Annotated in this window: 11 protein-coding genes; all 11 read left to right on the plus strand. The window is 61.2% G+C overall.

The features are described 5' to 3' along the window. Positions 1-39: 39 nt before the first annotated feature. The 11 genes from murD (at position 40) to HYPDE_RS01140 (ending at position 13,483) form a co-directional block, all read left to right on the plus strand. A complete protein-coding gene (gene murD, locus HYPDE_RS01090; protein WP_015596471.1) occupies positions 40-1,455 on the plus strand; it encodes a UDP-N-acetylmuramoyl-L-alanine--D-glutamate ligase in 1,416 nt (471 codons plus the stop codon). Next, positions 1,452-2,633 (plus strand): FtsW/RodA/SpoVE family cell cycle protein, encoded by a 1,182-nt coding sequence (locus tag HYPDE_RS01095; protein WP_015596472.1) that lies wholly within the window; start codon positions 1,452-1,454, stop codon positions 2,631-2,633. Before murD ends, HYPDE_RS01095 begins: the two co-directional genes overlap by 4 nt. A gap of 10 nt (positions 2,634-2,643) precedes the next feature. Then, entirely contained in the window at positions 2,644-3,771 is a 1,128-nt protein-coding gene (gene murG, locus HYPDE_RS01100; RefSeq protein WP_041319727.1) for an undecaprenyldiphospho-muramoylpentapeptide beta-N-acetylglucosaminyltransferase, read from the plus strand. 62 nt (positions 3,772-3,833) lie between these two features. Beyond that, positions 3,834-5,270: a UDP-N-acetylmuramate--L-alanine ligase gene (murC, locus tag HYPDE_RS01105; RefSeq protein ID WP_041319729.1), complete on the plus strand. Its 1,437-nt coding sequence runs from the start codon at positions 3,834-3,836 to the stop codon at positions 5,268-5,270. Next, a complete protein-coding gene (murB, locus tag HYPDE_RS01110) occupies positions 5,270-6,250 on the plus strand; it encodes a UDP-N-acetylmuramate dehydrogenase (protein ID WP_015596475.1) in 981 nt (326 codons plus the stop codon). Before murC ends, murB begins: the two co-directional genes overlap by 1 nt. Before the next feature lie 30 nt (positions 6,251-6,280). Then, positions 6,281-7,234, plus strand: a complete 954-nt coding sequence (locus tag HYPDE_RS01115) for a D-alanine--D-alanine ligase (protein ID WP_015596476.1) — start codon at positions 6,281-6,283, stop codon at positions 7,232-7,234. Then, positions 7,222-8,226 carry a cell division protein FtsQ/DivIB gene (locus tag HYPDE_RS01120; RefSeq protein ID WP_015596477.1) on the plus strand — a complete coding sequence of 335 codons (1,005 nt, stop codon included), beginning with the start codon at positions 7,222-7,224 and terminating at the stop codon, positions 8,224-8,226. The genes HYPDE_RS01115 and HYPDE_RS01120 overlap by 13 nt, the downstream gene beginning before the upstream one ends. Before the next feature lie 10 nt (positions 8,227-8,236). Then, positions 8,237-9,493 carry a cell division protein FtsA gene (ftsA, locus tag HYPDE_RS01125; protein ID WP_015596478.1) on the plus strand — a complete coding sequence of 419 codons (1,257 nt, stop codon included), beginning with the start codon at positions 8,237-8,239 and terminating at the stop codon, positions 9,491-9,493. Positions 9,494-9,588: 95 nt separating this feature from the next. Further along, positions 9,589-11,205: a cell division protein FtsZ gene (gene ftsZ, locus HYPDE_RS01130; RefSeq protein WP_015596479.1), complete on the plus strand. Its 1,617-nt coding sequence runs from the start codon at positions 9,589-9,591 to the stop codon at positions 11,203-11,205. A 269-nt stretch (positions 11,206-11,474) separates the two neighbouring features. Next, complete coding sequence (lpxC, locus tag HYPDE_RS01135; RefSeq protein WP_015596480.1) at positions 11,475-12,419, plus strand: UDP-3-O-acyl-N-acetylglucosamine deacetylase; 945 nt, start codon at positions 11,475-11,477, stop codon at positions 12,417-12,419. A 212-nt stretch (positions 12,420-12,631) separates the two neighbouring features. Continuing rightward, on the plus strand, positions 12,632-13,483 hold the full coding sequence (locus HYPDE_RS01140) for an outer membrane protein assembly factor BamD (protein ID WP_015596481.1): 852 nt from the start codon (positions 12,632-12,634) through the stop codon (positions 13,481-13,483). Positions 13,484-13,500: the final 17 nt, after the last annotated feature.

The following is a 13,500-nucleotide window of genomic DNA, read 5'->3' on the forward strand; positions in this document are numbered from 1 at the left end:
CCTCAGCCAAGCGACGTGAGATGCGATAGATTTCAGCCGATGATTCGCGCCACGTCCTTCAACGGCAAGACAGTCGCTGTATTCGGTCTCGGTAGCTCCGGGATTGCCTCGGCGCGGTCTCTGGTGTCCGGCGGCGCAACTGTCGCCGCCTGGGATGATGGCGAGGCCGGCCGTAACGCGGCGGCGCAGGAGGGCATTCCGCTTGTCGATCTTTCCCAGGCGGACTGGTCGCACTTTTCGGCGCTGGTTCTTACGCCCGGAGTGCCGTTGACGCATCCCGAGCCGCACTGGACCGTGAAAAAGGCGCGCGCCAGCGGTGTCGAGATTATCGGCGATATCGAGATTTTTGCGCGTGAGCGGGCCGCGCATGCGCCGAACGCGCCGTTCATTGCAATCACCGGCACTAACGGCAAATCAACAACGACGGCGCTTATAGCTCACATTCTTCGCCATGCGGGCCGCGATGTACAACTTGGCGGCAACATCGGCCGAGCCGTCCTGACGCTCGAAGAACCGGCGCCGGAGCGTTTTCATATCGTCGAGATGTCGTCGTTTCAGATCGATCTAACGCCGACACTGAAACCGACGGTCGGCGTGATGTTGAACATGACGCCGGATCATCTCGACCGGCACGGGACGATTGAAAACTATGCGGCCGTCAAGGAACGCCTTGTCGAGGGCGCTGAGATTGCGGCTGTCGGGATTGACGACGACTTCGGGCTGGCGATGCTGCAACGCCGGGTGCGCGTGGGACCTGCGATTGCCTTCAGCGCTGAAAAATCGCTCGCGCCGGGATACAGCCTGCTCGACGATACGATCATCTGCAGCAATCGCGAGGCACTTGCGGTCAAGCTCGGATCTCTGCGAGGCATCGCGACGCTCAGAGGCAAGCACAATGCGCAGAACGCGCTCGCTGCCGTCGCCGCGGTGCGCGAGTGCCTGAATTGGCTCGGCCAGTCGTCGGACATCGATTGGCAAGGTGCACTTTCGTCATTTCTCGGGTTGCCGCATCGGATGGAGGAGATCGGGCGGATCGGAAACGTTCTGTTTGTCAACGACAGCAAGGCGACGAACGCGGACTCGACCGAAAAAGCGCTTCTGTCTTTTCCGCGCGACGTTTTCTGGATCGTCGGCGGCAGGCCGAAGGCTGGAGGCATCGCCGCTCTTGAAAAGTACTTTGGCGGCATCGCGAAGGCTTATCTTATCGGGGAATCGAGCGAGGATTTCGCGCGCACTCTCAATGGGAGCGTCGCGTTCGAACGCAGCGGTACGCTCGATGCCGCCGTTTCAGCCGCGGCGCGCGATGCCACGGCGAGCACGGGCGTCGAGCCTGTGGTTCTGCTGTCGCCGGCGTGCGCCAGCTACGATCAGTTCCGGAACTTCGAAATTCGCGGCGAGAGTTTCCGCCAACTCGTCGAGGCGCTTCCGGGCGTCGTGATGCGGAGGGCTTCATGAAGCTCTCTCGCGCCGATCGCAGTATGCTTGCCGACTGGTCATTCACGATCGATCGCGGTTTGCTGACGGCGCTGCTAGCGCTTGTCGCGATTGGCGTGGTGCTCTCGTTTGCAGCGTCGCCCGCGGTCGCGATCAAGAAAGGTTTGCCGACGTATTATTTCGTTGAGCGGCATGTCGCCTTTGCAGCTATCGGCGCCGTTCTGATGCTTGTCATCTCGCTCTTTTCGCCTGCCAGCGTGCGCCGCCTCGCTGCGGTGCTGCTGCTTGCGTCAGTTGTGGGAATGATTGTCGTGCTGTTCAAAGGCACCGAGCTCAACGGAGCGCAACGCTGGCTGACGTTCGGCAGCTATTCGTTGCAGCCGTCCGAATTTGCCAAGCCGGCGTTCATCGTCGTCATCGCATGGCTTTACGGTGAGGCCGCGGGCCGGTCCGATATGCCGGCCTTGCCCCTTGCGCTTTTACTCTGGGGCGTCGTGGCCGGCTTGCTCGTCGCACAGCCAGATGTGGGACAGACGGTGCTCATCAGCACAACGGCAGGCTTGCTCTACCTGCTGGCGGGATTGCCACCCATCGGCGCTGCTATTCTCGCGCTGATCGGCAGCGGCGGCTTCTGGCTCGCGTACATGAATTTCGGGCATGTGCAATCGCGGCTGGAGAAATTTTTCAGCGCTGCGCCGTTCGAGAACTATCAGGTCGGCCGTGCGATGCAGTCCTTTTCCGAAGGCGGATTTTTCGGCCGTGGCCCGGGTGAGGGCACGATCAAGTCCGTGCTTCCCGATGCGCATACGGACTATATTTTTGCCGTGATCGGTGAGGAATACGGCGTCATCGCCTGCGTCGCGCTGCTTGCCGTCTTTGCATATATCGTGATCCGGGCGATGCAGCGGGCAAGCGATGAACCGACTGCCGCCGATCGCTTGGCCGTTCAGGGACTTGCCCTGCTTCTCGGACTTCAGGCGCTGATCAATATGGGGGTCAACATCGGACTGCTGCCTCCGAAAGGCATGACACTGCCGTTCATTTCGGCGGGGGGCTCGTCGATGCTGGCGCTGGCGATAACGGCAGGAATGCTTCTTGCGCTGACGCGCTGGCGGCCTGATCCGACGCGGCTTAAAAAACCGCGACGGGTGGCGACCATCGACGACGTACACTTCACAAGCCATACTCCGTCGGTATGAGCGGGGGAGAATGAGTGGCATGCAATCGATCATGCTGGCCGCCGGTGGGACAGGCGGTCACCTGTTTCCGGCGTTCGCGCTTGCCGAAGAGCTCGGGCGCCGTGGAGTCGCCGTCGATCTGATGACGGATATGCGCGGCGATCGCTACGGCGGCGGGTTTCCGGCGCGCAAGATCTATCAAGTACCGTCGGCGACGCTGGCGTCGCGCTCGCCGCGCGATATCGCCGCGACGGTCCTGACGCTTACGCGTGGAACGGGTGCTGCTTTTCGGTTGCTCGGGCAGGCGAAGCCCCATGCGGTGATTGGGTTTGGCGGCTATCCGACGTATCCGCCTCTGGTCGCAGCGCGTCTCAGGGGCATTCCGACCGCCATTCACGAGCAGAACGCCGTGCTCGGACGCGCCAACAAGATGCTCGCCAAGCGTGTCAACGCCATTGCGACATCGTTCGAACGGACGAAGTTTCTTGATGGGACGCTTGCTGCAAAATCGGTTCTGACCGGCAATCCGGTACGCAAGGCCGTGCTCGAAGCGGCTGCTCTCGGCTTTCTGCCGCCACTGCCGGACAGCCCCATTCGTATTCTTATTTTTGGCGGTAGCCAGGGCGCACGTTTTTTTTCCGATATCGTCCCGCTGGCGCTGTTCGCGCTGCCCGATCATTTGCGCAAGCGCCTTCGCATCGTGCAGCAGGCACGGGAGGAAGACATCGAACGAGTCCGAAGCGCATATCTCGAAGCCGGTATCGATGCCGATGTCGCTCCGTTCTTCACCGATTTGCCGGCCCGGATGGCGGATTCGCATCTCGTCATCGGGCGGGCGGGCGCGTCGACAGTTGCGGAATTGACGGCGATCGGGCGGCCATCGATCCTCGTGCCGCTGCCGCACGCCCTCGACAACGACCAGTTGAACAACGCGCGGCGGCTTGAAGAATCGGGCGGGGCCTGGTGCATCGAGCAACGCAATCTATCGCCGGAGCGCCTCGCCGATGAGCTCGAAAAGCTTCTAAAATCCCCCGACACCCTTGCAGCAGCAGCCAAGGCCGCTAAAAACGCGGGGCGGCCCGACGCCGTTCGTAATTTAGCCGATTTCGCGTTGGCTCTTGCGGAGGGTCGTCGTCCGGGGGGGAATCGCGCGCCGTGAGTATCATTACGCGAGACTTTTCGGAGTGCGACGCCGATTTCACGACGAGGATACCTCTCTCCATGCAAATGCCGCGCGACATAGGGCCATTCCATATTATCGGTATCGGTGGCATCGGCATGAGCGCCATCGCCGAGATTCTTGTCGCCAAGGGCTACACGGTTCAGGGCTCGGACCAAAAGGAAAGCGCCAACGTCAAGCGGCTGAGGTCGAAAGGCATCCGGGTTTTTGTCGGGCACGATCCGGTCAATCTGATCGGGGCACGCTATGTCGTGATCTCGACCGCGGTGAAGCCATTCAATCCCGAGCTGATCGCGGCCCGTCAGAAGGGACTGACGATCATCCGGCGCGCCGAAATACTCGCCGAGCTGATGCGGCTCTATTCGACGATTTCGGTCACAGGCACGCACGGCAAGACGACGACCACATCACTGCTTTCGCACATCTTCACGGAAGCCGGCGAGGAGCCGACCGTCATCACGGGCGGCATCATCAATTCGTGGGGCTCGAACGCGCGGCTCGGTCAGGGCAAATGGATGATCGTCGAGGCGGATGAGAGCGACGGCACCTTCACGCGGCTGCCGACCGAGATCGGCATCGTCACGAATATCGACCCCGAGCATCTCGATTATTTCGGCTCGGTCGAGGCGATGCATCGCGAATACGAAGCGTTCCTCAGGAACATTCCGTTCTTCGGGCTAGCTGTCGCCTGCATCGATCATCCTGTCGTGCGCGACATGGTGGAAAGATTGAACCTTCGCGCCGATGGCCGCAGGCTGCTGACCTATGGTCAGAGCAAGGATGCCGACCTCGTGCTGCAGTCGATCCGTATCGAAGGCAACACGACGTATTTCGATGCGACGCTGACGGCGCTCGTCAAAGGCGGTGCGCGAAAGCTCAAGGATTGGTCCGTTCCGATCCCTGGCGCGCACAACGCTCTGAATGCCCTTGCGGCCATTGCCGTCGCGACGCAAGCCGGACTTGATGATGCGAAGATCAAAGCCGCGATGGCGGGGTTTTCGGGCGTCAAAAGGCGCTTCCAATTCACGGGCGAATGGAACGGCATCGGTATCTACGACGACTATGGCCATCATCCGGCGGAAATCGCCGCTGTACTGGCGGCTGCGCGCGGTGGCGCCAAAGGCAAGGTGATCGCGGTCGTCGAGCCGCACCGTTTCACGCGCGTGCGCGATCTTTTCGAGGATTTCGCGCGCTGCTTCAAGGATGCCGATCACGTCATTGTGGCGCCACTTTATACGGCGGGCGAACCTCCCATCGCCGGTATAGACAATCAGGCGCTTGCGTCGCGGATCGCAACCGCCGGGCGGCGTTCGGCCGAAGCCGTCGAAGAACCGACGGGCATTGTCCCGGCCATCAAACGCATCGCGGTTCCGGGTGACATTGTCGTCTGCCTCGGCGCAGGCAATTCGACGGACTGGGCTCACGCATTGCCAGACTGGCTCGCGGGAACGGCGCAGCGGGCCGGGAGCGCGGCCTGATGTTCGACGACATCACGAGCGACCTCCGCGCCGCGATGCCCGAACTTCGGGGCCGTCTCGTTGCGAATGCGTCGCTCGCCGACATCACATGGTTTCGTGTCGGAGGTCCGGCGCAGGCGCTGTTTACTCCGGCCGATGAAGCAGATCTCGCGTACTTTCTGAAGAGCAAGCCGCGCGACTTGCCGGTTTTCGTCATCGGGCTGGGATCAAACCTGCTCGTGCGCGACGGTGGTGTCGCCGGCGTCGTGATCCGGCTCGGCCGCGGTTTCGGCGAGATCAAGATTGAGGACGGGGGACGGCTACACGCCGGAACCGCTGTGCCCGACGTCAAGGTCGCGCGTGCGGCGGCTGACGCCGGCATTCGCGGGCTGGCGTTCTATCGCGGCATTCCGGGCTCGATCGGTGGAGCTCTGCGCATGAATGCGGGCGCGCACGGGCGCGAGACGAAGGATTGCCTCGTCGGGGCGCGGGCTGTCGATCCGGATGGCAATATCCACGTCCTTTCGCTTCAGGACATGGGATTCACTTATCGGCATTCCGTCATACCGGAGACGTGGATCTTCACCGAGGCGACGTATCAAGGCGCTCCGGGCGATCCGGCGGAGATCGTGAAAGAGATGGACGAGGTCGCGGACTATCGCGAGAAGAACCAGCCGATCAAGGAACGCACCGGCGGTTCGACGTTCAAAAATCCGCCGGGGCACAGCGCCTGGAAGCTTGTCGACGAGGCAGGATGCCGTGGCTTGCGCGTCGGCGGCGCGAAGGTGTCCGATATGCATTGCAACTTCCTGATCAACGATCGGCAGGCAACAGGCGAAGACGTCGAACGGCTTGGCGAGACGGTCAGGGCGCGCGTCAAGGCGAAGTCCGGCATCACGCTCAATTGGGAAATCATCCGCCTTGGACTTCCGCGAGCAGGATGTGCAGTCGGCGAAGCGCTGGCGATTTTGGACAACTCCGTCGATCAAGCCCAATCGTAGGTTTTTCCGGAAAATGGTGGGAAACGAGCCATGACAAAACTCGGCGTCGTGCCGAAGCGCACACGCGATCACGTGGCTGTTCTCAAGGGTGGGCTGTCAGCCGAGCGCGAGGTGAGCCTCAACTCCGGTGCAGCTGTCGGGGAAGCGCTGCGGGAGGAAGGATACCGGGTCACCGAGATCGACGTCGACCGCAACCTGGCGGGCCAGCTCGACGCCATCAATCCCGACGTCTGTTTCAATGCGCTGCACGGCAAGTTCGGCGAGGACGGTTGCGTGCAAGGCATCCTCGAGTTGCTGGCGATTCCGTACACCCATTCTGGCGTTCTGGCCTCGGCGCTCGCGATGCACAAGGAGCGCGCCAAGGACGTGATGAAGCTCGCAGGCGTTCCGGTCGCTGAAGCGAAGCTCGTCACGCGGCGCGAGGCTCTCGAAGGACACGTCTTGCCTCCGCCCTACGTCGTGAAGCCTCCCACGGAAGGCTCGAGTGTCGGGGTTGTCATCGTTTCGCCCGATGCGGACCGTCCGCCCAATTCGATCGCGTCGGGAGGATCGCCAGACCAGATCGTGATGGTTGAGCGTTACGTTGCAGGGCGCGAGCTAACTTGTGCTGTCATTGGAGATTTTGTGACAGATGTCATCGAGATCGTGCCTCTCCGGGGGCTCGCTTTCTACGACTATGAATCAAAATACGGTCCGGGGGGCTCGAAGCACGAGCTGCCGGCACAACTTTTACCGGATGTTTACCAGTCAGTCCGTTCCTTAACGTTAAGAGCGCATCAGGCGTTGGGGTGCCGCGGCGTGTCGCGAGCGGACTTCCGCTTCGACGATACGGCTGGTGGGACTGGCGATCTGATCTGCCTCGAAGTGAACACGCAACCGGGCATGACGGGAACGTCTCTCGTGCCTGAGCTGGCGGGTCATGCGGGCTGGTCGTTCGGTGACCTCGTCCGATGGATGGTCGAGGACGCGAGTTGCAACAGGTAGCAGGCAAGCAACGGTTCTGGTGGCGGGCGCACGAAGCGCCGACGCCGGAGCCCAAAGCTGCCCAGACCTTTGAAGTTCCGCCGACCGTCAGCACAGTTTCACGTTCCGCTCCCCAGCGTCCCGACATGACGCTCAAGATTCCGCGCGGCGAGCGGCGCGTGCGAAGATCGCGGCGCACGACGCGGCGATGGCTCAGATATTCTTTTGCGACAGGCGCGCTCTTGGCGACGGTCAGCGCTACGGCAGTTGTGCTGCCGCTCAATCGCGCGACATTCGCCAATCTTCTGCATAAAACTGCCGCTGAGGCGACGGCGCTGACGATTGCGGCCGGTTTCGGCATTAATCAGGTCAATGTCTCCGGGCAGCATTACGCATCCGATAACGACATCTACGATGCGCTCGATCTCACGAACGTTCGAACGTTCGCGGCTTTCGACTCGGAAGCGGCGCTGAAACGCATCGAACGTATTCCGTGGATCGATAAGGCGCAGATCACGCGCGTCTATCCGGGCTCGCTCGATATCGTGGTCCGCGAACGGACTCCGGCAGTCGTCTGGACGCGTGGCAATGAGAATTATCTCGTCGATGCGACCGGGCGTGTTCTTGGTCCAATGCCGATTGCGGGCGGTTGGGCTTTGCCGCGCGTCGTTGGCGAAGGGGCCAAGGACGAGGCTCGGTCGATGCTCGCGGCGGTCCGTCAATATCCCGCAATCGAAAAGCAATATGCATATGCGGAACGCATTGCCGAACGCCGCTGGCGCATCGTGCTCAAAACCGGAACGGTGCTCGAGCTTGGTGCTGATCGCGAAATCGAAGGCCTGCAGGAAATCGCGGGTTCGTCCGCCACCGCACCTGCGCTCAGGGGCACGCCGATGATCATCGATGTGCGCACGCCAGGCCGCATTGCGATGCGTCCGGTCGATAACAAGGCCGCGCAAACCGCTGCACTCGATTCTTCCGCGGGCGCACCCCTTACCATCAGCTCACGTTAGCGGGATCTCCATGGCTGATAGGCGCACGTACCGGACGTTCGGGCTTCTGGACATCGGCACCAGCAAGACAGTTGCCGCCGTGATCGTGGCCGAGCACGGGCCGTCGTTATCGGCGCCGTCGCTGCGGCTCGCTGGGCTTGGCCTTCAACGGTCGCGCGGTGTCAAAGCCGGTGTGCTGACTGATCTCGATGAGGCTGAGTCGGTCGTTCGCGCCGTCCTCGCGCAAGCGGAACGCGCGGCAGGTGTTTCGGTCGGCAACTATACGGTTTCGGTTGCAGCCGGGCGCCTGGCGTCTGCGCATTGCACGGCGCGCATCGACGTCGAGACGGGACGCGTTACGCATGACGATCTTCAGCGGCTCATGGCGGCGGGCGAAAGCTATGCCGAACGCGACGGTCGCACGCTCCTCCATCTCAACCGGCTCGGCTATGAGCTCGACGGGGTTGGCGGCGTGCGCGATCCGATCGGGTTCTCGGCGCGCCGTCTTTCGGCTGGATTGCACGCCGTGACTGCGGACGAAGCGCCGTTGCGCAATCTTCTGGTCCTGATCGATCGCTGCTACGCGGAGTGCGATGGCCTCGTTGCATCGCCCTACGCGAGCGCGCTTGCGGTGACGACCGAGGAAGAGCGCCAGTTCGGTGTGACCTGCATCGATTTCGGAGCAGGAACGACGACAATCGCGCTCTTTGCCGATGGCCTATTCGCCGGCGTCGAGGCGATCCCTGTCGGCGGTCAGCATTTGACTTATGACATCGCCAGGGCGTTGCAGACGCCACTCGCAGAAGCCGAGCGAATCAAAACGCTTTATGGCACACTGCTCAATGCCCAGTCCGACGAGCACGAATCGATTTCCTATCCGGTGGCCGGAGAGGAGGACGAGGGGAGCTTTGAGACCACCAAAGCGCGGCTGACGGCTATCATCCGGCCGCGTGTGCAACAGCTCTTGGGACTCGTGCGTGAGCGTTTGGCGCTCAATGCGGCGGGCCGATACGCGGGAGACAAGGTCGTTCTTACGGGCGGAGCCAGCCAACTTCTCGGACTCTCGGAATTCGTCGCCAACGAATTCGGCAGACCGGTGCGCCTCGGCAGGCCATCGGATCTCGCCGGGCTCAACGCGAGTCTTGCAGGGCCGCAGCTTGCGACGCTTTCCGGTCTCGCGGTTCTCGCGGCTCGCGGCAGCAACGAATTGAGTACGCCATATGCACGCAAGGTTTTGAAGCAAGGATATCTCGGTCGTGTCGGGACGTGGTTGAAGCGCGCGTTTTGACGACGAGACGAAATGAGCGCCGATGTCGTTCCGGGAAGCGAAATTGGTGTTTTTCTCCATGAGCGGCTTCGCCGATTGTCAATTTTGAGGGTGCCATGAGCATCAAACTGCAACTACCGACGCTGGTCGATATGAAGCCGAGACTGACGGTCATCGGCGTCGGCGGCGCGGGCTGCAACGCGGTCAACAATATGATCGCTGCCGGACTCCAGGGCGTCGAGTTCGTCGTCGCCAACACCGATGCGCAATCGCTCGCCGCGTCGAGCGCCGAGTACCGGGTCCAGCTCGGAGCCAATCTGACCGAAGGCCTCGGCGCCGGCTCTCGCCCGGAAATCGGAGAGGCGGCAGCCGAGGAAGCCATCGCCGAGCTTCGCGCTCATATCGCCGGATCGCACATGGTTTTCATCGCCGCCGGTATGGGCGGTGGCACGGGTACGGGTGCCGCGACGGTCATCGCAAGGGCTGCCCGCGAGGTCGGGGCGCTGACGGTCGGCGTCGTCTGCAAGCCGTTCGCGTTCGAAGGCGCGCGCCGGATGCGTATCGCCGAAGCCGGCGTGCAGTCGCTACGCCAGCACGTCGACACTCTGATCGTCATTCCGAACCAGAACCTTTTCCGCATCGCCAATGAGCGCACGACATTCGCGGAAGCCTTCGTGCTGGCCGACCAAGTTCTCTATTCCGGCGTCGCCTGCATCGTCGAACTGGTTTTGAAGGAAGGCCTGATCAATCTCGATTTCGCCGACGTTCGTACGATCATGAGCAATATGGGCGCCGCCATGATGGGGACCGGCGAAGCGACGGGCGAGCGTCGCGCCGTTCTCGCTGCGGAGGAAGCCATCGCCAATCCGCTGCTTGACGACGTGACATTGCGTGGTGCGCGGGGTCTGCTGCTGTCGATCTCGGGCGGTCGCGACATGACCCTTTATGAAGTCGACGAGGCGGCGAGCCGTATTCGCCAGGAAGTCGATCCTGAGGCCAACATCATCGTCGGCGCCACGTTTGACGAGCAACTCGGAGATCGGCTTCGGGTGTCGATCGTCGCTTCCGGCATGAACCGCCCGAACGAGCAATTTGCGCCACAGCGTGCTCAGCAGCCTGGAATTGCTCCGAACCCAGCGATGGGTCCGGGCGGACGGAATGCTCACGCCGTGCCTTCCGCTGAAATTTCGGCGGTGCACAACAATGGTTCTGTGCCACCGCCTCCGGGAGATCTACAGCGTCGACTTGCGGAAGCGTTGCAACCGTCGGCACCAAGTGTCCAGAATTATTCTAATCCGGGCGACAGCGAATCACGTGCATCTCCGCGTGACAGTTGGATTGCACCAGGCAATGTGATGATCGAAGACGGACTCGAAAATTTCCCACCACTCACGGGAAATGCATTGTTACGAACGCCGCCGTTGCCGTCTTCCGGAGTCGGAGCGCCGTCGACGCATTCTTTCGAGCCGCAAGCGCCGACAGAATTTCAGCGTACGTCTCGTCGTCTTCCTGCTATCGAAGATTTTCCGCCGCAAGCTCAGAAAGAGTGGAACGCGCATCACGGTGCAATTGGCGGACGTGCAGAAACATCAGCAAAATCGGGCATTTTTGGACGATTGGCGAGTCTCAGCCGCGGAGTGAAATCTGCTCAGCATAAGGATTCTGCGCGGCCGCAGGATGGTGAGATCGAGGCCGAAGCGAAGCAGTTCATCGTCGGACGAGAGCGCCGCTGAACCGGCGCCTGCATCAGGACGACGAGAGCGTCAAGCCTAGTTGCTAAGACGTAACAGAGTGTAAGAAAGCGTGATTTGTCGGTGTTAAGCGAAGCAGTTAGCTTTTGTGCATCGACTTCTTGTGCTGAACCTTTAGACAGCACTGACACGGCCAAACAAGGTCGGCAGGCTGGCGAAAATAAGAAGGCAAGGCGCATTGGGTCAGGGGGTGGTCGGCCGTATTAATGCTGGGGAGCAGCGGCCCGCCAGAAAATGAGGGACGGCGCTGTATGTCGAATCGATTCATCGGTGCGCGGCAAACCACGCTTGCCCGCGAAATTCAGTTGACAGGCACGGGGGTGCACAGCGGAGCTCCAGTATCAGTCACACTGCATCCAGCAGAGGCTGATACTGGGCTCCGCTTTCTCGTTACGAAACGGGGAAGAGTCGTCTCGGAAATCGCGGCGCACGTAGCCAATGTTAAAAATCTGACGCTCTGCACCGTTATCGGTGACGATGCAGGTACGACGGTCGGAACGGTCGAACACCTTCTTGCCGCTTTGCGCGGTCTCTCAATCGACAATCTCTATATCGAAATTGACAGCAAAGAAGTGCCGATCATGGACGGCAGCTCGGCGGAGTTCGTCGAGGCCATTGACCGGGTCGGAATCCGGGAGCTGTCGGAACCCCGCAAGTACATCAAAGTTTTGAAGCCGGTCCGGGTCGAGGAAGGCGGCTGCTGGGGAGCGCTCGAACCCTATTCGGGCTTTCGCATGGACGTAGAAATAGATTTTGCTTCGCCCGTGATTGGCCGTCAGCGGCTGCAGTATGAAATGAGCCCGGGCATCTTCCGTCATGAAATTTCTCGCGCTCGCACGTTCGGCTTCATGAGCGATGTCGAGAAGCTGTGGAAAGCCGGTCTGGCGCTGGGCGCCGATCTTTCCAACACAGTCGCGATCGGCGACGGCAAGGTCATGAATCGCGAGGGACTGCGCTATCCGCAGGAATTCGTCCGCCACAAGATGCTCGATGCCGTGGGCGATCTGGCGCTTGCGGGCATGCCGCTCCTCGGCGCATATCGTTCCTATAGGGGTGGCCACCGCCTGAATTCTATGGTGCTGCAAGCGCTGTTCGCCGACGCCTCGAACTGGACGGTCGCGCAGGCTCCCAAGACGCGTGCTGTCCGTGCGCCGGTTCAGATCACGGCCCCTGCAGCTCTCGCCGCGGCTGAATAGGCTCTCCGAAAGGCGTCTCGGTCAGACGAAGCTTGCCGGCATCGGCCTGGAATGCACCACATTCCACCGGTAAATTTAGCGGCGGGTTTCGGGCACTCAGCAGACTCGCACTAGTCTTTCAGGATGCTCCGTGAAATGCTATCCGGGACGTTCGCTCGTCGACGGGTGGCAATGAGCGAAGAAGTGCGGTCAGGGTGGAAAGTACGTGACGCATGACATTCGTTGGGAACTTCAAAAGAGCTTTTGGCGTCGTTGCGGTTATCGTCGCGCTTGCTGCTGCAGGATGCGCTTCGAACAAGCTCGACACCTCGGCGCTTAATCCCGATCCGCCATCGAAAATGTTTTCCGACGCCGACGCCATGATGTCGAAAGGCAATTTCGACGACGCCGCGAAACAGTTCGAGGCCGTCGATCGCGAGCATCCCTATTCACCGGAAGCGCGTAAATCGATCGTGATGGCCGCTTATGCCTATTATCGCGCGGGCAAGGCGCCTGAGGCCATCGCGTCCGCCGAACGATATGTGGCCTTGCATCCGGGCACGAAAGAAGCGCCCATGGCACACCATATCATTGCCATGGCATACTTCGATGACCTGAAGACAGCAAACCGCGATCAAACTCCAGCTCGCAAGGCTCTTGAGCAGTTCAAGATCTTGAGGTCGCGCTTCCCGGACAGTGAATACTCGCGAGACGCCGACAACAAGATCCGCATTTGCATGGACAATCTTGCGGCGCAGGAGATGGAAGTCGGCCGCTACTATCTCAATCAGCACAACTACGTGGCAGCCATCAACCGCTTCAAAACCGTCGTCAGCGACTATCAGACGACGGCGCACGTCGAGGAAGCGCTGGCGAGGCTCGTGGAGGCCTATATGGCGCTCGGCGTCGTCAGCGAGGCGCAGAATGCTGCTGCTATTCTCGGGCACAACTATCCGGACAGCAAGTGGTACAAGGATTCCTACGCCCTGCTGCAGTCGGGTGGCGTGGGTCCGCGCGACGATACGGGGTCGTGGCTGACCAAAGCCTGGAAGTCCGTGCCAAAATTTGGGCTAGGTAGCGGCTGACGGCTTCTCGAGGCTGC

The sequence above is a fragment of the Hyphomicrobium denitrificans 1NES1 genome, assembly GCF_000230975.2.
Taxonomy (GTDB): Bacteria; Pseudomonadota; Alphaproteobacteria; order Rhizobiales; family Hyphomicrobiaceae; genus Hyphomicrobium_B; species Hyphomicrobium_B denitrificans_A.

Bases quoted from the DNA above. Each gene is read 5' to 3' on its own strand.
- HYPDE_RS01115 (WP_015596476.1), top strand. From the start codon at position 6,281: ATGACAAAACTCGGCGTCGTGCCGAAGCGCACACGCGATCACGTGGCT.
- lpxC (WP_015596480.1), top strand. From the start codon at position 11,475: ATGTCGAATCGATTCATCGGTGCGCGGCAAACCACGCTTGCCCGCGAA.
- ftsA (WP_015596478.1), top strand. From the start codon at position 8,237: ATGGCTGATAGGCGCACGTACCGGACGTTCGGGCTTCTGGACATCGGC.
- murB (WP_015596475.1), top strand. From the start codon at position 5,270: ATGTTCGACGACATCACGAGCGACCTCCGCGCCGCGATGCCCGAACTT.
- HYPDE_RS01140 (WP_015596481.1), top strand. From the start codon at position 12,632: ATGACATTCGTTGGGAACTTCAAAAGAGCTTTTGGCGTCGTTGCGGTT.
- HYPDE_RS01095 (WP_015596472.1), top strand. From the start codon at position 1,452: ATGAAGCTCTCTCGCGCCGATCGCAGTATGCTTGCCGACTGGTCATTC.
- ftsZ (WP_015596479.1), top strand. From the start codon at position 9,589: ATGAGCATCAAACTGCAACTACCGACGCTGGTCGATATGAAGCCGAGA.
- murG (WP_041319727.1), top strand. From the start codon at position 2,644: ATGAGTGGCATGCAATCGATCATGCTGGCCGCCGGTGGGACAGGCGGT.
- murD (WP_015596471.1), top strand. From the start codon at position 40: ATGATTCGCGCCACGTCCTTCAACGGCAAGACAGTCGCTGTATTCGGT.
- murC (WP_041319729.1), top strand. From the start codon at position 3,834: ATGCAAATGCCGCGCGACATAGGGCCATTCCATATTATCGGTATCGGT.